The sequence below is a fragment of the Algoriphagus antarcticus genome (assembly GCF_002150685.1).
GTDB lineage: Bacteria > Bacteroidota > Bacteroidia > Cytophagales > Cyclobacteriaceae > Algoriphagus > Algoriphagus antarcticus.
Genome location: NZ_MSSW01000104.1, coordinates 1 through 20322, shown reverse-complemented (window position 1 = coordinate 20322; position 20322 = coordinate 1). Strand labels below are relative to the sequence as shown.

General features: G+C 39.4%; 18 protein-coding genes. 13 read left to right on the top strand and 5 right to left on the bottom strand.

The genetic code is table 11. The features are described 5' to 3' along the window. A partial coding sequence (locus tag BVH04_RS24115) for an alpha-ketoacid dehydrogenase subunit alpha/beta (RefSeq protein ID WP_086544016.1) occupies nucleotides 1-1512 on the bottom strand: 1512 nt, incomplete at its 3' end. Nucleotides 1513-1830: 318 nt separating this feature from the next. On the opposite strand from BVH04_RS24115, the gene BVH04_RS24110 reads away from it, so the two are divergent. Beyond that, the gene (locus tag BVH04_RS24110; protein ID WP_086544015.1) at nucleotides 1831-2925 is read left to right on the top strand and encodes a hypothetical protein; all 1095 of its coding nucleotides are present in this window, start codon (nucleotides 1831-1833) and stop codon (nucleotides 2923-2925) included. A gap of 354 nt (nucleotides 2926-3279) precedes the next feature. On the opposite strand, the gene BVH04_RS26765 is transcribed toward BVH04_RS24110, so the two are convergent. Beyond that, complete coding sequence (locus BVH04_RS26765; RefSeq protein ID WP_394335245.1) at nucleotides 3280-3516, bottom strand: type II toxin-antitoxin system ParD family antitoxin; 237 nt, start codon at nucleotides 3514-3516, stop codon at nucleotides 3280-3282. Between the two features lie 545 nt (nucleotides 3517-4061). Here BVH04_RS26765 and rimO point away from each other — a divergent pair. Beyond that, the gene (gene rimO / locus BVH04_RS24100) at nucleotides 4062-5375 is read left to right on the top strand and encodes a 30S ribosomal protein S12 methylthiotransferase RimO (protein ID WP_086544014.1); all 1314 of its coding nucleotides are present in this window, start codon (nucleotides 4062-4064) and stop codon (nucleotides 5373-5375) included. Between the two features lie 71 nt (nucleotides 5376-5446). After that, nucleotides 5447-5653 (top strand): hypothetical protein, encoded by a 207-nt coding sequence (locus BVH04_RS24095; protein WP_086544013.1) that lies wholly within the window; start codon nucleotides 5447-5449, stop codon nucleotides 5651-5653. Nucleotides 5654-5711: 58 nt separating this feature from the next. Here BVH04_RS24095 and BVH04_RS24090 read toward each other — a convergent pair whose 3' ends face one another. Together BVH04_RS24090 and BVH04_RS24085 are read right to left on the bottom strand one after the other, a co-directional pair. After that, nucleotides 5712-6854: a 6-bladed beta-propeller gene (locus BVH04_RS24090; protein ID WP_086544012.1), complete on the bottom strand. Its 1143-nt coding sequence runs from the start codon at nucleotides 6852-6854 to the stop codon at nucleotides 5712-5714. Between the two features lie 91 nt (nucleotides 6855-6945). Next, nucleotides 6946-7185, bottom strand: a complete 240-nt coding sequence (locus BVH04_RS24085; RefSeq protein ID WP_086544011.1) for a hypothetical protein — start codon at nucleotides 7183-7185, stop codon at nucleotides 6946-6948. Nucleotides 7186-7664: 479 nt separating this feature from the next. Here BVH04_RS24085 and BVH04_RS24080 point away from each other — a divergent pair, with 479 nt between their 5' ends. The 5 genes from BVH04_RS24080 (at nucleotide 7665) to BVH04_RS24060 (ending at nucleotide 14611) form a co-directional block, all read left to right on the top strand. Beyond that, complete coding sequence (locus BVH04_RS24080) at nucleotides 7665-8828, top strand: hypothetical protein (RefSeq protein ID WP_086544010.1); 1164 nt, start codon at nucleotides 7665-7667, stop codon at nucleotides 8826-8828. A gap of 320 nt (nucleotides 8829-9148) precedes the next feature. Further along, the gene (locus tag BVH04_RS24075; RefSeq protein ID WP_086544009.1) at nucleotides 9149-10144 is read left to right on the top strand and encodes an adenosine kinase; all 996 of its coding nucleotides are present in this window, start codon (nucleotides 9149-9151) and stop codon (nucleotides 10142-10144) included. Nucleotides 10145-10349: 205 nt separating this feature from the next. Further along, entirely contained in the window at nucleotides 10350-11678 is a 1329-nt protein-coding gene (locus tag BVH04_RS24070) for a M16 family metallopeptidase (protein ID WP_086544017.1), read from the top strand. A gap of 152 nt (nucleotides 11679-11830) precedes the next feature. Continuing rightward, nucleotides 11831-13879: a M16 family metallopeptidase gene (locus tag BVH04_RS24065; protein WP_086544008.1), complete on the top strand. Its 2049-nt coding sequence runs from the start codon at nucleotides 11831-11833 to the stop codon at nucleotides 13877-13879. Nucleotides 13880-13885: 6 nt separating this feature from the next. Then, on the top strand, nucleotides 13886-14611 hold the full coding sequence (locus tag BVH04_RS24060; RefSeq protein ID WP_086544007.1) for a LolA-like protein: 726 nt from the start codon (nucleotides 13886-13888) through the stop codon (nucleotides 14609-14611). 54 nt (nucleotides 14612-14665) lie between these two features. Here BVH04_RS24060 and BVH04_RS24055 read toward each other — a convergent pair whose 3' ends face one another. Beyond that, nucleotides 14666-16312: a M61 family metallopeptidase gene (locus BVH04_RS24055; protein ID WP_086544006.1), complete on the bottom strand. Its 1647-nt coding sequence runs from the start codon at nucleotides 16310-16312 to the stop codon at nucleotides 14666-14668. A gap of 139 nt (nucleotides 16313-16451) precedes the next feature. On the opposite strand from BVH04_RS24055, the gene rpmH reads away from it, so the two are divergent. From rpmH to BVH04_RS24030, 5 genes are read left to right on the top strand one after another with little or no spacing between them, the layout of a single operon-like run. Next, nucleotides 16452-16610, top strand: a complete 159-nt coding sequence (rpmH, locus tag BVH04_RS24050; protein WP_074226946.1) for a 50S ribosomal protein L34 — start codon at nucleotides 16452-16454, stop codon at nucleotides 16608-16610. A 48-nt stretch (nucleotides 16611-16658) separates the two neighbouring features. Further along, the gene (gene rnpA / locus BVH04_RS24045) at nucleotides 16659-17048 is read left to right on the top strand and encodes a ribonuclease P protein component (RefSeq protein ID WP_086544005.1); all 390 of its coding nucleotides are present in this window, start codon (nucleotides 16659-16661) and stop codon (nucleotides 17046-17048) included. Then, complete coding sequence (locus tag BVH04_RS24040; RefSeq protein ID WP_086544004.1) at nucleotides 17041-18702, top strand: S41 family peptidase; 1662 nt, start codon at nucleotides 17041-17043, stop codon at nucleotides 18700-18702. Before rnpA ends, BVH04_RS24040 begins: the two co-directional genes overlap by 8 nt. A 5-nt stretch (nucleotides 18703-18707) precedes the next feature. Further along, nucleotides 18708-19397, top strand: coding sequence for a tRNA (adenosine(37)-N6)-threonylcarbamoyltransferase complex dimerization subunit type 1 TsaB (tsaB, locus tag BVH04_RS24035; RefSeq protein ID WP_086544003.1), 690 nt, complete (start codon nucleotides 18708-18710; stop codon nucleotides 19395-19397). Further along, the gene (locus tag BVH04_RS24030; RefSeq protein ID WP_086544002.1) at nucleotides 19394-19903 is read left to right on the top strand and encodes a DUF2480 family protein; all 510 of its coding nucleotides are present in this window, start codon (nucleotides 19394-19396) and stop codon (nucleotides 19901-19903) included. Before tsaB ends, BVH04_RS24030 begins: the two co-directional genes overlap by 4 nt. Nucleotides 19904-20322: the final 419 nt, after the last annotated feature.

Sequence of the window (20322 nt, the reverse complement as noted above, 5' to 3'; positions counted from 1 at the left end):
TAAACCCTTGGCATCGAAGGGATTGGAAGGATAGACTATTTTCAGTCCTGGCGTATGAAAAAACCAGGCTTCGTTGGACTGGGAATGAAAAGGGCCGGCAGCCATTCCTGCACCTGTAGGCATTCGGATCACTACATCGACATTCTGCGCCCAGCGGTAATGGGTTTTCGCGAGGTTGTTTACAATTTGGTTAAAGCCTACTGAGACAAAGTCTGCAAACTGCATCTCCACCATTGCTTTGTAGCCTTTGATGGAAAGGCCAAGTCCAGCACCGATAATGGCGCTTTCGCAAAGTGGCGTATTGCGAACGCGATCAGCACCGAATTGAGCTTTGAAACCATCTGTGATTTTGAATACTCCACCGTATTCGCCGATATCCTGCCCCATCAGGATTAGCTTGGGATACTTTTCCATGGATTGTCGTAAGCTGTCCGAGATCGCATCGACTAGCCTCTTTTCAGATTTTGGAGAGTTTTCTGAGGGAGAAATTACGTGTTGTTCAAAAGGGAAATACACATCCGAAAGTTCGGTTTCGAGATTTGCTGAAATAGCTTCTTCTTCAAAAGCGATATCCAATGCATCGTTGATGGCCTTTTTGATTTTGGTATTTATCTTCTCCTTTTTCTTTTCATCAAGAATTCCAATTTCCTGTAGGTAACTTTCATAGTTTTCGACTGGATCGAGTTTAGCCCAATCTTCCATCAGTTGCTTTGGTACATACTTGGTCCCTGATGCTTCCTCATGTCCTCGCATTCGGAAAGTAATAGCTTCAACTAATACAGGACGGGGGTTTTTACGAATGTCATCCGCTAGTTTTTTGATCTCATCATAAACCTCCAATACATTATTTCCCTGAATCCGAATTGCTTCCATCCCATATCCAGGGCCTTTTTCTGTGAAATACTTGAATGCGAATTGTTCCTCGCTAGGAGTGGAAAGTCCAAAGCCATTGTGCTCCACTACAAAAATCACCGGTAATTTCCACACGGCAGCCACATTCAATCCCTCGTGAAAATCGCCTTCTGAACTAGCTCCATCTCCGGAAAATACGACCGTCACTTTCTTTTCTTGAGATAGTTTATCTGCCAAGGCAATTCCATCAGCGATTGCCAGTTGGGGACCTAAGTGAGAGATCATTCCTACGATGTGATGCTCGATCGATCCGAAGTGAAAGGAGCGGTCACGACCTTTAGTAAATCCTGAAAGCTTTCCTTGAAATTGTGCGAAAAGCCTTTCCAAAGGCATATTTCTCCCAGTGAAAATCCCCAGATTTCTATGCATAGGAAGGATATACTCGTCTGCCTGAAGTGCATTTACAACCCCGATAGAAATTGCTTCCTGTCCCCATCCACTAAACCATTTTGAGATCTTTCCCTGTCGAAGGAGAATGAGCATTTTCTCCTCAATTCTTCTAGGCATTATCAAAGACTCATAAAGCTCTAGTAAGATTTTGTCGCTGTATTTTTTTCGATCAAACGTTAAGTTTTGGGAAGTCAGGTCAGTTGTTTCCATAGAATTGGGATTTCCTTCCTAAGGTACAGGAAGCAGGTAAATTGCCAAAGAATAAATTAGCGCCCTGCAAAATGGCCCCGATATGAATCGGGGCGAAAAATAAATGCAAGGAGTTAAAAAGTTTGCTGTACGTCTCAAAAGTAGAAAAAAGCAGTTGCTCCAACTCATGAAGCGAGTTAAGCTTAGTTTATCAAAATATCATGAGAAATGATCTTGAGGTAATATTGGCTTACAGATAAAAAAAATCAAGCTCTAATTGTCTCGTTTCCAAAAAGAAGTGAAATTGAAGATTCTACTTTGACCCAAAACCTGAAATTTATGAAATTCAAGTCATTAGCATTTCTAACTGTCATTTATCTTTTTTCAGCATTTGTAGTTTTTTCACAAACTCCACGCAAGACTGTCGTGAGCATCTCGGCTGACAAATTCTACATCAATAATGAATTAACTTATCCGGGCAGAGATTGGAATGGATATAAGATTGAAGGATTATTGATGAATTCCAGAATGGTGCAAGGGGTATTTGATGATTTGAATCCTGAGACAGTGAAAAACTGGGAGTATTCAGACACCAAGAAGTGGGATGCTGATAGGAATACAGATGACTTTGTAAGTCACATGGCAGAGTGGAAATCCTATGGTTTGCTTTCGTTCACAATAAATTTGCAAGGAGGAAGTCCATATGGTTATTCACAAAGTCAGCCGTGGGTCAATTCCGCATACACTGAAAGTGGTGAACTGAGACCTAGATATTTTAAGAGGTTAGAGCGGATTTTGGATAACGCCGATGAATTGGGGATGGCGCCGATGTTGGGCTTATTTTACTTTGGGCAGGATGATAATCTTGCCGATGAAAAAGCTGTCGTAAATGCTGTGAACAATGTGATTGATTGGCTACATGAAAAGAACTACAAAAATGTACTAATCGAAGTGAACAATGAATGTAATGTGCGGTATGATCATGAAATCCTACAGCCTGAGCGTGTTCATGAATTGATAGAACTGGTGAAAAGCAAGAAGAAAAATGGCTATAGATTTCTAGTCAGCACTAGTTACGGGGGAGGGACAGTGCCAAAGGAGAATGTAGTAAAGGCTTCTGATTTTATTTTACTTCATGGAAATGGTGTTTCTGATCCCAACAAGATTATCGAGCAAGTGGAAGCAACCCGAGACGTAGATGGGTACACAAATCAACCTATCGTTTACAATGAAGATGATCACTTCAATTTTGATCAGGATTTAAACAACTTCACTGCTGCCGTCTCAGCTTATGCCTCTTGGGGATATTTTGATTATCGAATGAAAGGCGAGGGATTTGAAGAAGGATACCAAAGCGTGCCGGTTGATTGGGGAATCAATTCCGATAGGAAGAAAGGGTTCTTCGGGTTGCTGAAAGAGATAACGGGGTATTAAATGAATGGAGGAAGAATTTAAAATGGAGAATTTAAAATTCTGATACTCGTGGGCTGTGACATTGAAAAAATCATTTTATGATATGCCTCTGATAGCACATGCTTTGGTGAAGGACACGAATGATATTAGCACCATAATCTGTCCTTAAATAAAAAACCATGTGTGAATTGAAATTCAATCTTCTTAGTTCGGGAATTAATTCATTAGCATCAATTCCTATAAAACTTTTTTTTTGCAAGTGATTCAAAGATTTCATGGAGCCCCAAAATGTATTTTCTGGCCTGTTTTAGTCCGAATTGTTCTATTCCGAATTCATATATGTCGGCCAAATCCTGAACACAGCGTGTGGATATTTTATAAGCGTTCATCAGCTTTCATTCGCTCTTCTACTTCCTTCATGATTTCGGGAATAGTTCTCTCGCTAACGCCTGAATCTATGCCAGCTTGAATAGCGGCCTTTAATTGAACAAATTTGCTATTACGTGCTTGATCTGAGCGGATAAGATGCCGTACATATTCAGATTCGTTGGTGAATTCACCCGCTTCAATCTGAGCTTTGATCCATTTATCTTGTTGCTCCGTAAAGGTCAGCGTTTTTCGTATCGTTCCCTTTATTAATATTTTTTACAGTGATTGTGATACTATTGGTGTAATTTGGAATCAAAACTAGCATCTTACAATAATGTTTTGTTAATAGAATTACTGATATTGACTTGGCTCTTTTTTAACATTCTCATTTTATACATTTCAGAATCTCGTTACTTATCGATGACATTCTTGGCTATTAGCATAAATTCATTTGATATTTCCTTCAAATTCTTGCCAACGGCAAGAACCGTATCAGCCCCAAATACAGCGCAGCGAAATTCGGGGTATAATGAGAGATTATTATTCCAAGAGTGCCAAAGGCACGATCAATAAATTGGCTTGGTTTCTATACAGCAGTCTGAAGCACAATTCTGAAGGCTTGAGCTAGAATAGCCTAGTTTACATCCCAGATCGCTTTCCATACTCTTCGGCACTGGCGGTTCCTCACGAAGACGCCCATTTTAAATTTCAAATTCTTAAATTTTAAATTCAAAAAGTTGCTTCGCGCTTTTTTCTATACCTTTGCCCCCTCAAAATGTAGGAAAACTGTGAAAGCGAGAACGTTAAAAAAAGACAAAGTCAATATTGTAACTATGGGTTGCTCCAAGAATCTTGTTGATTCAGAGGTGCTGCTTACCCAGCTCAGGGGCAATGGCATCAACGCAAGTCATGAGTCTGGGACGGACGACAATAACATCATCATTATCAATACTTGCGGGTTTATCGACAATGCAAAGCAGGAGTCTATCGACACCATTTTGCAGTATGTGGATGCCAAAGAAAAAGGATTGGTGGACAAAGTCTACGTGACAGGATGTCTTTCGCAGCGCTACAAAGACGATCTGGAAAGGGAAATCCCTCAAGTTGATGCATTTTTTGGAACAAGAGATTTACCTGCCATTTTGAAGAAATTCAAAGCAGATTATAAGCATGAGTTGGTTGGAGAGCGTTTATTGACGCACTCTTCGCACTACGCTTACATGAAGATTTCTGAAGGTTGCGACAGACCTTGTTCTTTCTGCGCTATTCCTATCATGCGTGGCGGACACATCTCCAGACCTATCGAAGAATTGGTGAAGGAAGCTGAGCACAAAGCTGCTGGCGGAACGAAGGAGTTGCTGTTGATCGCACAAGATTCTACTTATTATGGCTTGGATATTTATAAGAAGAGAAACCTTGCTGAGTTGATGCGCAGACTTTCTGATGTGAATGGGATCGACTGGATTCGTCTCCATTATGCTTATCCGACGGGCTTCCCGATGGACGTGATTGAGGTGATGAAGGAGCGTGATAATATTTGCAACTACCTAGATATCCCTTTACAGCACGGTTCTTCCGATGTGTTGAAGGCGATGCGTCGTGGTACCACACGTGAAAAGCAGGAAAACTTAATCCATAGCATCCGTGATATTTTGCCAGATATCGCTATCCGAACTACGCTGATCGCCGGTCACCCGGGAGAAGGCGAGAAAGAATTCCAAGAAATGGTAGACTTCGTGGAGCGAATGAAATTTGAGCGTTTGGGCGTATTTACTTATTCTCATGAGGAAAGCACCCATGCTTACACGATGGAAGATAGCATACCGCAGGAAGTGAAGCAGGAGCGTGCAAATCATCTGATGGAGATTCAGGAGCAGATTTCTTACGACCTCAATCAGGAGAAAATTGGCAAGACTTTTAAAGTGCTAATCGACAAAAAAGAAGGCGGTCACTTCGTAGGTCGTACTGAGTACGATTCTGTTGAAGTAGACAACGAAGTGCTAATCGATGCTTCCAAGCATTACTGCAGAGTTGGGGATTTCGTGCAAGCCAAAGTCACTGAAGCGACGGAGTTTGATCTGTATGGAGAGGTGGTTGATTGAGTAAGTTTAAAAGTGAGAATCAAGTTTGCTTTCGATATTGCGGGTAATAGTAAAGTTTAATAACTTACATCATGCTGACAATCAATCCTAAATACATCACTGACCAAGCAGGAAATAAGATTTCTGTGGTGATTTCTGTTCCAGAGTTGGAGTATATGATGGAAAAACTGGAAGAAATAGAGGATGTCCTACTTTATGATAAAGTCAAGCAATCTGATGAGCCTTCCATTCCAATAGATGAAGCTTTAGACCGGCTTGAGTCCAATAGGAAGGATTAAAAATGGCTCATCAAATAAGTGTAAAAAAGTTTGAGATAGAATCATAATTAATGAAATATTATTTTAAGTGATATTTCATTAATACTAAAGGGGAGTTTATGGTTAGTTTTTCTGCAAAACTATTAAAGGAACTACTGTCAGACTCGTTTTTATTTTCAAATCTTTCAACTAAATAAGGAGCTTCTAATGTCGATATTAAGTATCCTTCATTTAAAATTACTGGCATTATATAATTATATCCACCGTCTATATCGTTTTCTGTTTTTGAAAAAAGTATACTTTGCTCTTTTTCTTTAAAGTAAATGATGTTAGTTAAATACCCATTAAATATTAATCTTGAAATTATGTGTTTATTGTCTTCCAGTAAATTTGCATGATGGTAATAATATTCACTCTTTTGCTCAGGTGTAAGTCTTCCTTTAGTTTTAGCCATTAAGTCATAAGGTAAATATTTATTCTTTCCAGTAAAATAGTTTTTATTAATCAATTTTCCATTTAAGTTATAAGAATAGATTGTGTCAAGAAAATTTGCAGAAAAAAGTATCTTCCCATCTTGAAAATTTAAGTTATTTCGCTCCTTAAAAAATGGGAGTTTTATCTCTTCCACTGGTGAAGGAATATTTGTAATTTCATTTGTTTTAACATCCCAAATCCATAATATGGAGTTGTTGTCTGGAGAAATTAAGTCTTTATGCGTTGCACTAGGTCTGTAAAGTATATATGATTCTTTATCAGTGTGTTGTATTTTTGTAAATACTCCAGGTAACTTAAATTCATCTATGAAATTTCCTTGAAAATCATAGCGAATCAACTTTTTTAGAGATAGTATGTCAATAGTTTTTCTATCCCTATTTATTGTGAAATCATGAATAACTAAATATTCTCCTGGTCCTTCCCCAAACTTTTGAATATTTGCTACGAAATTCATTTCCTTATCTATAATAGATAAGCTGTAAGATAAATCATAATCTGCAAAGATATAATTCTCTTCAAAAACTTGAGCCTTATCAATTCTTGTAACACTGGCCTGTTCTGGGAATGAAAAGTATTCAATTTTTGATATGAATGAACTCATGTATTTTTCAGTTTCATTTGGAACTGGAATTGGATTTATTGATTTTATTTTTTCTTGAGATAAATTATCCGAACTGCAAGAGATAATAATATTGGCTAAAAAAATATATAAAATTGATCTGAGCATTGTGATTTATCAATATGGATGCTATAAGTTTCTAATAATCCTACAATTATTTTTATAAATAAATTGTAGGTTATGCAAGTCTGAAAATAAATTAGGCAGGAAACATATACCATGGACAAACTTCCTCACATGGTATCTGTTCAAAATATATACAGTACTCTATGCCAATGTATCTACATTTGATAACTTCTTCCTGATATGCCCCACCTGTGTAAAATCCACAATAGTCATCTTCTTTGTAATAAAATTCTTCTTCCGCATAAACCTCAGGAGTAAATAAGATATTTAATGTTCCAATAATAATGCAGAATGATATAATTAATTTTTTCATATTTTAGTTATTTATTTGTTATAAAAATATATCAATTTATTTAAAAATTTAGTTTAGCTAGGATAGGAGTTCGGACAAACTTCTTCACATGGAATTTGTTCAAATATTATACAATAATCCCCTCCAACGTATCTACATTTTGTTACTACTTCTTGACAATCCTGATTTGTATGGAAAGCACAATAATCTGGCTCTACAAACCAAGGATAATCTTCCTCATCAAATACATTCGTAGGATTTAGAAAGATAATTCCGCCCCAATAATCAGAATAGTTAGAATTAACTTTTTCATAGTTTTTTATTTAAAGTTTACTCAAGTTATTAATTTACCCGTTTTTTTTTTTTTTTTTTGGCGAATGGTTATTTTAAGTTTTAAATGGTCCAAATTCTTTTTTTTAGTTTCTCATTATTTTCTACGTTTAGCTGTATTTTTGCTCTTTCACCCGATCTCCCTAATTTAGCATTCTAAAATCACCCGAATGAAGTTGATCGAAGTCAGCACGCCTGCCCATCAGAAGGAGTTTATTGAGATGGCTGTCAGGTTTTATAAAAACGAAAAGAATTGGATCAGGCCTCTTGACGCAGATATCGAGGGGCTTTTTCATAAAGAAACCAACAAGCTTTTTCGAAATGGAGCAAAATCCAAGCGTTGGCTTTTGCATAATGACAACGGAGAAACTATCGGACGTGTAGCAGCTTTCATCAATCCAAAGATGAAGGAAAAGCAACCGACTGGCGGTTTGGGTTTCTTCGAATGCATTAATGATCAGGAAGCTGCTTTTTTACTTTTTGACACCGCAAAAGCCTGGCTGGAAAGTGAAGAAATGGAGGCGATGGACGGTCCGATCAACTTCGGTGAGCGAGATAAATGGTGGGGATTGCTCGTGGATGGATTCACTGAGCCGAACTACAATATGCCGTGGAACTTTGCCTATTATCAAGACTTCTTCGAGAACTACGGTTTCCAGATTTATTTCAAGCAATTCACCTATGCGAGAAATGTGCAAGGTTTAGGCTTTGATGAGAAAATGATCGCCAGATCTAAGGTAGTTACAGATAATCCTGACTATGAATTTCACTACTTGAAAGGGAAGGAGCTGAAGGAAAAAGCGGCTGAATATTTCATGACAGTCTATAATAAAGCTTGGGCTCGACACATGGGCAAATCAATAACACTGAAAGAAGCTCAGATGATGTTTGCCAAGATGAAGCCCATCATCGACGAAAAGCTGATCTACTTTGGCTTTTATAAAGGAGAGCCGATATCCTTTTTTATCCAGATTCCAGAGATCAATCAAATCTTCAAGCACGTGAACGGTAAGATGGATTTGATCGGGAAACTGAAATTCCTTTGGTACAAAACCTTTTCACCACCTAACAAAATGCTGGGATTGGTGTTTGGTGTAGTGCCAGAGCATCAGGGAAAAGGAGTAGAAAGTGCCATGATTATCACGTATGATAAGATGAGTCGCTCAAGTGATTTCCAATACAAGACCATCGAGATGAACTGGATAGGAGACTTCAATCCTAAGATGATGCGTATTTGTGAGCAGCTTTTGGCGGATATTTACAAGACACATCATACCTATCGATTCCTTTTTGACAGTGAAAAGCCATTTGAGAGGCATAGGGTATTTGATTGATGGTAGGATGTCGTATGTTAGATGACCGATGACCGATGCATACCTTTGAAAATGAAATATAGAATGAAGAATGTTGAATAATGAATATCGAAGTAAGCGCAGGTAGACAACGAGGACGATATTGTAAATACTGAATATAATTTTCATTGAGTGATGTCTGTCCGAGCGAAGTCGAGGACATACTCATATGGACTTCGACTTCGCTCAGTCTGACAAGTTATTACTTCTGACATCACACACTAGCTGACTTTAACACCTTGCCATATCAAAAACGAATCTTCCAATTTTAAAATATTTTAATTTTCCAATACAGAAAAAAAATGAAAAAATACGACGTAACAGGCATTGGTAATGCCCTAGTAGATATAGAATTCAAAGTAAAAGATCAGTTTTTTGCTGACAATGGCGTGGAGAAAGGGCTGATGACATTGGTGGATGAGGACCGCCAAAATGCTTTGATGAAAGTGATCAATACGGAGCAAGCCAAAAAGCAATGTGGTGGATCAGCGGGAAATACGGTGATTGCGATTTCTCAATTTGGTGGAAATTCCTATTATTCTTGCAAGGTTGCCAATGACGAACTAGGACATTTCTACATGAATGACATGAAAGATGCTGGAGTTTCTCATAATCTGAGCGAAACTAATTTGGTGGAGGGAATTACAGGAAAATGCCTGGTGATGGTGACAGAAGATGCGGAGCGTACGATGAATACCTACCTAGGTATCACAGAGACCTATTCCACTGCGGATGTAAATGAAGCAGCGATCAAGGATTCAAAGTATTTGTACATAGAAGGCTATTTGATTACTTCGGAAAATGGCAAGCAGGCAATGAAGCACGCTAAGAAAATAGCAGAAGAAAACGGAGTAAAAGTGGCAATGACTTTTTCTGATCCAGCGATGGTGAAGTATTTCAAAGAGCCTATGGAAGAGGTCGTCGGTGCCAGTGTGGATTTGCTTTTTGCAAATGAAGAAGAGGCTATGCTTTTCACAGGAAAGGATAATTTGCCAGAAGCTCGTGAGGAATTGAAAAAAGTAGCCAAACACTTTGTGATCACTCAGGGTAAAAACGGTGCTATGATCTACGACGGAGATACCTTCATTGATATTGAGCCTTACGCGACCAATGCTATTGACTCGAATGGCGCAGGAGATATGTTTGCGGGAGCTTTTATGTATGGCATCACAAATGGACACAGCTATGCTTCGAGTGGAAAGCTTGCGTCCATGGCAAGTTCGAAAATCGTAAGTCAATTCGGGCCGAGACTTCAATGGCACGAAGCAAAGGATATATTATCAAAGCTAAATCCATAAAACAATGCCTTGGAAACTGAGTTTTCAAGGCATTGTTTTTTATTAATATTTCATCCTAAATTTTTAGATTACAATTATTATTATTTTTTTAGGGTAAAATTGTGATGAATGGTTTCTGCAGAGTTGAATTAAGCTTTTTAAATGCCTTTTCTGACGGATCATCTTCTAGTTTTTAATTAATGAGAACAAAATCCAATATACTATGATGAGAAAAATTACTGCTTTGGGGTTAGTGGCAGGGATGCTAAGTGTACCCGCTCTGGCACAAACAAAAATTGAGTTCAAGGAATTTGACTTGGACAATGGACTGCATGTAATCATGCACCAGGACAATACCACGCCAATCGTGGTGACATCAGTCCTATATCATGTGGGATCTAAAAATGAGCAGCCAGACAGAACTGGTTTTGCACACTTTTTCGAGCACCTGATGTTTGAAGGTTCTGAGAATATCGAGCGTGGAGAATATATGAATATTATCCAATCGCATGGAGGAACGCTAAATGCCTATACTTCAAATGATATTACCTACTACTACGAGTCACTACCATCTAACGAACTTGAGCTGGCACTTTACATGGAAAGTGAGCGCATGCTACATTCCAAGGTGGATCAGACGGGAGTAGATACACAACGTGAAGTCGTAAAAGAGGAGAAGCGTCAGAGTTATGACAATAGACCTTACGGAAGTATCCTCATCGAAACGCTTAAAAGAGCCTATTCTGTTCATCCTTATCGCTGGGCGCCGATTGGTTCGCTGGACGATTTGAATGCAGCTTCCATCGATGAGTTCCAGCAGTTCTACAAGGATTTCTATGTACCAAACAACGCGACGTTGACCATCGCCGGTGACATCGACTACAAACAGACTGAGGAGTGGGTGAAAAAATACTTTTCGGAAATCCCTAAAGGGAAAGAGGAAATTTATAGACCTGATGTGACAGAGCCGAAAAAGACGGCTGAGATCAGAGATATCGTCTATGACAATATTCAGATTCCTGCAGTGATTCAGGCTTATAATCTTCCTCCGAAAGCGGATGAAGATTCTTATGCCATGTCTATGCTTTCCACGTATTTGACTGGCGGAAATTCATCTTTGATGACAAAGGAGTTGGTAGATAAGCAACAAAAAGCACTTGCAGTAGCTGCAATTCCACTTGAGCTCGAAGATGGCGGTGTATTCTTGATGTATGGTATCGCTAATATGGGCGTGGAGCCAAAAGACCTGGAGACTGAAATCGACAAGCTAATCAAGCAAGTGCAGGATGAAGGGATCTCGGATACGGATTTTGAGAAACTACAGAATATCATGGAAAACAATATCGTGAGCGGTAATTCCTCTATGGCTGGAGTTGCCGAAAACCTTGCAGAAGCTCACGTGATGTTTGGTGGAACTGATTATGTGAACGAAGTGATGGAAGCATACAGCAAAGTAACTAAAGCTGATATTCAGAGAGTAGCCAAAGAATACATGACTTTGGATGGACGTGTGGTCTTGTATTATTTACCAAAGCCAGCTGAACCAGCTCAGTAATTGATTCACCTTAACAATCGAAATGACATGAAATCGAGCGTGACGAATAACGACAAGCAGCGGAATGTCCCGACAGCTATCGGGATGCCTTGCGAGATTCTATCCCGATATATCGGGACAGGTAGTGACCTTTCAAAGAAACTTATAAACACATGAAAAAAATAACAATATCTTTTGTATTGAGCCTTCTGGTTTCTGTCGTGAGCTTTGCTCAGGTGGACAGAAGTGAGTTTCCAAAAGCAGGACCAGCGCCTATTATTAAAATTGGTGAGGCAGAGACTTTTACGCTTGATAACGGGCTAAAAGTTTTTGTAGTAGAGAATGATAAGCTCCCACGAGTTTCTTTCACGCTAGTGCTAGAAAGAGATCCTTTATTTGAAGGCGACAAAGCTGGCTTGACAGGCTATGTAGGTCAGATGATGATGGCAGGAACTACTACTAGAACCAAGGATCAAATTGATCAGGAAGTTGATTTTATTGGTGCAAATCTAGGCGTCTCTTCTACTTCTATTTCCGCATCCTCTTTGAAAAAGCATCAGGGGAAAATCCTTGATTTGATGTCTGATGTACTTTATAACCCAGTTTTTCCTGAAGAAGAATTAGAGAAATTGAAGAAGCAGTCGCTGACGGCATTGGCTACGAGCAAAGATGAACCAAATGCAATTTCTAGCAGATTGTCCAGCGCTATGGTCTATGGAAAAGATCATCCATACGGAGAAGTAACTACCGAGGCTTCACTAGGTAACGTGAGTGTAGAGGATGTGAAATCTTATTATAATACGTTCTTCAAGCCAAATATCGCTTATCTCGCTATTGTAGGTGATATGAGTAAATCAGAAGCTGAAGCAGTGGTGAAGAAATACTTTAGCGACTGGAAACCAGGTGACGTTCCCAAATTCTCCTATGACGCTCCAGCGCCAACGACCAAAACCACGGTAGGATTAGTAGATCGCAGTTCATCTGTCCAAACTGTAATTGACATCGCTCAGCCTATTGATTTGACACTAGGAGACGAAGATTATATTTCGAGCATAGTATTGAATCAGATCTTCGGTGGAGGATCTTCTTCCAGACTTTTCATGAATCTCCGTGAGGATAAAGGCTATACTTATGGTGCTTATTCTGCTTTTGCAGAAGATAAGCTAATTGGACAATTTTCAGCAAATGCTTCGGTTCGTACTGAGGTGACTGATTCAGCTGTGGTGGAATTCATCTATGAAATTAATCGACTAGTAGAGGATGGAGTTACTCAGGAAGAATTGGATAAAGCCAAATCCAATCTTGCAGGTTCATTTGGTAGATCTCTGGAGAGTCCAGGTACAATTGCAAATTTTGCTTTGAACATCGAGCGGTACGACCTTCCAAAAGATTACTATGAGACCTATTTGCAGAAAATGAATGCATTGACCGTAGCTGATATCAACCAAACTGCAGATGATTTGATTGATCCATCCAAGCTTTACATCACGGCTGTGGGAAATGCTTCGGAAATCCAGGAAAAGCTGGCGCAGTTTGGCGAGGTAAAATTGTATGATAATATGGGCTACCCTGCCAAAGAAATGGCTGCAGTTGATGCTGATGTCACTGTTGAGACAGTTCTTGAAAACTATATTTCCGCAATCGGAGGAAACAGCGCTGTAAGCTCCATCAAAACTGCAAAAATGGTTATGGATGCAGATGTGATGGGTCAGAAACTCACTATTGAACAAATCTTTGACAATCCAAATATGCGTTATGCACAGAATACACTAGTGGGTGGAAATGTAATGCAGAGTTCTAGGATTAAGGACGGGAAAGGTGTGGTAAGCGTACAAGGGCAATCCATAGATATGACAGATGAGCAAATCGATGCAGCTAAGCTGGATACGTACTTTTTGCCTGAATTATATTACGGTACTATGGGATACACGCTCACGCTGGATGGTATCAAAGATGTGGAAGGCACTCCTGCTTACAAAATCATCGTTGCTACTCCATTGGGTTCTTCTGTGAATAACTATTATTCTGTAGAATCAGGCTTGAAAATCAAAAATGAGAACCCAATTTCGGGGGACACTTTCTATAAGGATTACCAGGAGAAAAGCGGAGTAATGATCCCAATGGCGCAGACAATCAAATCAGCCATGATTCCCGTTCCACTTGAAGCTAAAGTGACCAGTTTAGAATTGAATCCAGAATTGACTGAGGAAGACTTTAACTAATCAATTATGAAAAAAAATATTTTAGTATTAGCTCTTGGCCTGCTAGCAGCGTCAGTGACTACACAGGCTAGTGTAGTAGAAAAAGAGGTTTTATCCAAGGTGACGGTGGAGAGTTCTGTCAAAGAAGTGATAGATAACTACGTCAAAGCGACTGGTGGAGAGGCCAAAATGAAGGCAGTTCGCAATGTGGAGATGAAAATGCAAGCCGAGTTTCAAGGCATGAAACTAGATATGTCTAGTGTGATTGATCAGGAAAATCAGCGGTTGCTTAATGTGACAGATATGAATGGAAATACGGTTTCAAAAACTGTATTGAAAGATGGGGCAGGTAAAGTAATGGCTATGGGTCAGGAGCAGGTCTTGACAGAAGACCAATTGACAGCGATGAAAAATCAGATTTATGCTTTCCGTGAGTTGTATCTGGACGAACTAGGCGTCACAGTGACGTATGATGGAACGGCAGAAATAGATGGAGAGGAAGCGCATATACTTTCCTTTGAGACTGGAGGAGATGGTAATACCACCGAATATTACAGTGTGGCGAATGGATTAAAGCTGCAAACGGAATCAAAAGCTGCAGGTACAATTTCTTACAAAGATTACAAGGAAGTGGACGGATTAATGATGCCAATGACGATGGTTATTACTAATGCTATGTTGCCTATGCCATTGGAAGCGAAGATTACTTCCATTGAGTTCAACCAGGATTTAGATGACTCGTTGTTCAATTAATCGTTAGTTAAAACAAAAACATAAAGGGCTGTCTGTGAAGACAGCCTTTTTGTTTTAGCCATTCATCCAAGCGGCTCTTTTAGGATTGGTTTTTTTGTCTACGAGGAAATGGTCTCTGAATAGAAGTTCGTTGGAACGAGTTAATTCAACTTTTAGCTTTCTCCCAAATCGATCTATGGATAATCCAACGCCATTCGCCGTCAGTTCTTGTGATTTGATTACATCACCCAACATTAGTTTTTTTGAAGCCTCGCTTGCTGGATGGATTTTAGTGATTTTGCCATCTTCTAGTTTGATTATGCCAAAATCAGAAGGTAAATGGTCTTCTTTGGCTTTGGTTATTAGATCGAAGCCTAAAGAAGCGAGATGCTTATATACCACAGGGAATATGTCTTCTTTCCCGGCAATATAGTCATCGTGAAATTGGTTGAAATAAATAGGATGATTGGTTTGGGAAAGTACAGCTTCCCACACCTCTTTCACTGAGTATCCAATTTTTGGTTTTCCGAATCTTTTCCATAGGATCCTCATTACCTGATGAAGTGATGAGTTCTCATCCAAAAGCATGGCATCCAGACAAAAAGCAATCAAAGCACCATGCGTGTAGATGCTTACTTTTTTATCAGGAATCCCACCCACATATCCGTCAATCCAAAGATCAAAACTGGATTCCAAGATAGATTGATTCTGCCAGCCGAAGTTTATTGATTCTCTATTCAGCGCTTTTTCAAAAGTTTCACAGTATTCCTTCAGGGAAAAATAGCCAGATTTCAAAAGGAAAATATCTCCCATGTAAGTAGTGACACCTTCTACCATCCAGCCTGCTTCATGATAGGCTTCCTTGGAAAAATCATAGGGTAGTATTTCGGTTGGTCTTATCTGGCAGACATTCCATGCATGGTAGAGTTCGTGACAACTCACACCCATGAGTTCGTTCATGTGGACTCGTTCTGCGAGGCTTTCGGCAGGACCAAAAGTAATGACCGTTCCCCGCTGATGCTCTACTCCATGATAATGTGGAAAGGGCAGGAGTTGATAGATGAAGTGATATTCCTCGACAGGAAATTCTCCAAAAGCTTCCATTTGTTTCTCGGCAAATCGCTGAAGATTTGCTTTGAACTCATTCAGATCAAAGTAGAGTTCTCCGTGAAACCATAAATGGAAGTTCACTTCACCTGATTCAAAGGAGTCATGAGTTAAATTTTGAGAAGCTAGAAAGCTACTATCAGCAAGTTGCTGGAAGTTAATGGCAAAGAATTCGTGGTTTTCTTGGAGAAGTGTAGTGCAAGATTGGTAGTGTTGAGGATAGTTTATTTCTACATTTATCCTTTCATCAGACATTCCTTCTACCTCAAAGCAGCAATTGACGAAGTTGAGATAAAACTGCTCGTCATCTACCCAGCATGAGCCGGCATCCATCTTTGCACAGTAATATTCATAGTGTACTTGGTATTCACCTACATGATCAGGGTTAAATCCCCACAAGTCTTTTGTCAGTTTTGAAGCGGATATCTGCTTTCCAGCTGGTGTCAAAATGTTGAGATTTCGAATATTTTGGACGTAATTTGCAAGCTGATATCGTCCCGCACGCCAGGCTGGAAGTTGTAGTCTAACCTGCGAAAGATGCCGTACAGGAATGGAGAGGGTGATTTCTATGAATTGAGAAAATGAGTTAGTGGATTCAATTAGGTATTTGATCATTGGTAAGTTGAATGAATTCAAGCAAATGTTTTTTGGCTTGTTTGAATTTAAAGAAATGGTACTTATCTTTGCAGTCCTTTTTGGGGGTGATTCCCGAGGAACAAAGAATTAGAAAGCAATTAGATAAAGATATTCGATCATGAAAAGAACATTTCAACCTTCCCGTAGAAAAAGAAAAAATAAGCACGGCTTTAGAGAAAGAATGTCTTCTGCTAACGGTAGAAGAGTACTGAAAGCTAGAAGAGCAAAAGGAAGACACAAATTAAGTGTTTCTTCTGAAAAGACATTGAAGAAGTAATTCTTAGCACTGTTTTTCGTATGTTCACATACGATTATAGTCCTTGTGATGAATTGCAGACTCCCAAAAAGTGAGCGGCTTCATGCCGACAAACTTATCAAGGAACTTTTTAACGAAGGTTCCTCTTTTTTTTTATACCCATTTAAAGTCCAATTTTATGTTAAAAAGGACCAGGGTATTGGAACCTCTCAGGTGCTTTTCTCCGTTTCGAAGAAGAAAATCAAAAAGGCCGTCGGACGCAACTTCGTAAAAAGAAGAATGCGTGAAGCCTACAGGCTCAACAAAGCATTGATCCCACCTTCTGCTCCGGATATGTCCATTGGCTTAATTTATGTAAGTTCGGATTTGATGGAATTCTCAGAAATTCAGACTAAAATCACTTTGGCTTTAAAAAAACTGGCCAGCATCGTAAGCGAAAACCAAAAGCAACATGAATAAATCATTAAAAAAATCCCTCTTAATATTCGTATTGGGAGCATTTGTACTCACAGGGTTTTTTGCATTCAAAGCTAAAAATGACAAGCTATTTGCCATAGCAAAGAACATTGACATTTTCGCGACGCTTATAAGGGAGTTGGATTCCTACTATGTTGATGATATTGATCCGGATGCATTAGTTTCCATTGGTATCAATGCAATGCTGGTAGAGCTAGATCCTTACACCACTTATATACCAGAGGAAGAATCTGATGATTACCGTATGATGACCACTGGTGAATATGCCGGCATTGGCGCATTGATAGGTAATCGGGGCGAAGGGAGTATGATCATCATGCCATATACTGGTTTTCCTGCTCAGACTGTCGGTTTGAAAATTGCAGATTATATTCTGAAGATAGACACTACTAGTGTGATCGGCTTGGGAACTGCCGAAGTTTCAACCCTGCTAAAAGGTCCTGCAAATACGCCTGTTCATTTACAGGTGAAAAGAGATTTGGATACGCTTGAGTTTGATGTGATCCGAAAGAAAATTGCGATCAAGAATGTTCCTTACTATGGTAAACTTGATGAGCATACTGGCTACATCAAGCTTGCTGAGTTTACTACCAATGCTTCAACGGAGGTTAGAAATGCACTGGTTGATTTGAAAAGCCAAGGCATAGATCGATTGGTGCTGGACGTGAGGGATAATCCAGGAGGACTGGTGAATGAAGCAGTGGAGATCGTAAATCTATTTATACCAAAAGGAAAAGAAGTTGTTAAGACTATTGGTAAGCTTGAAAATGTGAATTACACATATAAGACAAGCAAAACTCCAGTGGATAAGGATATTCCAATGGTTGTGTTACTCAATGAGCACAGTGCTTCGGCTTCAGAAATAGTGGCTGGTGCACTACAGGATTATGACCGAGCTGTATTGATTGGAAGAAAGTCATTTGGAAAAGGTTTGGTTCAGACTACCGTGCCATTGACATATAATGCTCAGATGAAAGTGACTACCGCCAAATACTATATTCCAAGTGGTCGCTGTATTCAGGCTATTGATTATTTGCAAAGCAGAGAAAATAATGAATTGGTGACTGTTCCTGATTCGTTGAGAAAAGTCTTCTACACCAAAAATGGGAGAGCTGTATTAGATGGAGCAGGCATTGAACCTGATGAGAGCGTGGAGCAGAAAAGCTATGCGCCTATTTCTTATAGTTTGGTAGCGAGAAACCACGTGTTTGATTACGCCACGGAATATTTCTATGATCATTCTGAAATTGCAGATCCATCTAGCTTTGCCATTTCAAATGCAGATTATGACGGTTTTTTAAAATGGCTGGAAGGCAAAGAATATGATTACACTACTTACCTAGAGAAATCTGTGGAGGATATGCGTAAGAATGCCGAGAAAGTGGATTATTATGATGAGATCAAAGCTCAAATAGATTCACTTGAAAAGAGAGTGAATCATAGCAAAGAACAGGATCTTGTCACTAATAAGGAGGAGATCAAAAAAATTCTTTCTCAGGAAATCGTGTCTAGATATTATTTTCAAGAAGGAATGATTCAGGTAGGATTGCTGGATGACGAAGATGTCATGCTGGCAAAAGAATATTTGAAAGAGCCTGAGAAAATCAAAATGGTGCTTACAGCCTCATCCAAATAAGAATTATGGCAGTTATTCTCTCCCTGGAGACATCTACACCAATTTGTTCCATTGCAGTTCATCAGAATGGAGCTTTATTGGGGGAGAAATCCCTAGATGTGCCAGGTGCACATTCTGAGAAACTGATGGGGATGATAGAGACACTTCTATATGAATGCAAGTTAACAATTGGGCAAATCCATGCAGTTGCTGTATCAGAGGGGCCTGGATCTTACACTGGATTGAGAATTGGTGTTTCAGTCGCCAAAGGATTGGCTTTTGCCAGAGATATACCGTTGATTGCAATTAGCACTTTGAAAGCTTTGTCATTCGGAGCAATATCACAGATGCCAGACACGAGACTTATTATTGCTATGTTGGATGCGCGTAGGATGGAGGTTTATCGTGAAGTATTCGATCATGACTTGAATTCTTTATGGAAGCTTGAATCCGAAATCATCGATGAAGTGTCGTTTTCAGATTTGCTCGATAGGGGCAAAGTTCACTTTGTGGGTGATGCGGTGGAGAAAGTCTCCAAAGTGATTGAGCATCCAAATGCAGTCTTTCTAGATCTAAAAATCTCCGCTGATTATGTTGGGGTTTTAGCTTATAAAAAGTACCAAAGAGGAGAATTAGCAGATCTGGCTTATTTCGTCCCAAATTACCTGAAGGAGTTCAAAGCCCTTCAGTCCAAAAAGAATCCATTGCTGATATGAGTGAGATAGTAAATAGAGTTGCGAGCAGTCCAATAATTACACTAAATCTAGAGGAGATTTATCCTAAAGAAGAGCGTTTGATATTTGATCTTAAGCCATTCCTCTTTCAAGAGTTAATGCTAAGAGAGAAAGACTTCAGAGCTGCGCTCAAAGAAATTGATTGGGATCAGTATGAAAATAAGTGGGTAGCCATCACCTGCACAGCTGATGCTATAGTGCCTAATTGGGCATTTATGTTGGCAGCTACTTATCTCAATCCTATTGCTCTTGGCTTTTCAATTGGAGATCTAAAAGAACTTGAGGTTATGATTGCGGAGGATTGTCTGAAGAAATTAGACCTGGATTTGTTTACCGATAAGCCAGTTGTGGTCAAAGGTTGCAGTGAATTTCCCATTCCTTTATTCGCCTACGGCAAAATCATTTCATTGATACAATCCCGTGCAAAAACCATCATGTATGGCGAACCATGTAGTACAGTTCCGCTCTACAAAAAACAAAAGTCCTGATAATTAAAGGACTGCGAAAATTCAGGTAAATTTTTACAATTATCTTTTGAGTGGCCCTTGCCACTAAAATAAAAAGGTAGATATTTGCACTCCCAAACGTAGCGAACGGCGGAGAAAGGGAATGAGAAAAGAGTCTCAAAAGGTATTGAAGGATTAATCTTGCAAAGGGAAGTAGAAAGTCGGGAATGATCTTTTACCTTTGCGCACCCTTCGGTAGAGAAGAGGTAAAGTGGTGGAGAGTTTTGGTTCTCATAAACTTTAAAAATTAATTTCTCAGAGGGTATTGCAGTTGTAGAAATACTTCTTACCTTTGCACTCCCTTCAGCAAGGAAGGGGAAAAAACGGAAGCTGAAACGAAGGTTTCAGTATCTGACCAGAGTCACAAATGCGTGACGCTAAGTTCTTTGAAGTGATGTAAG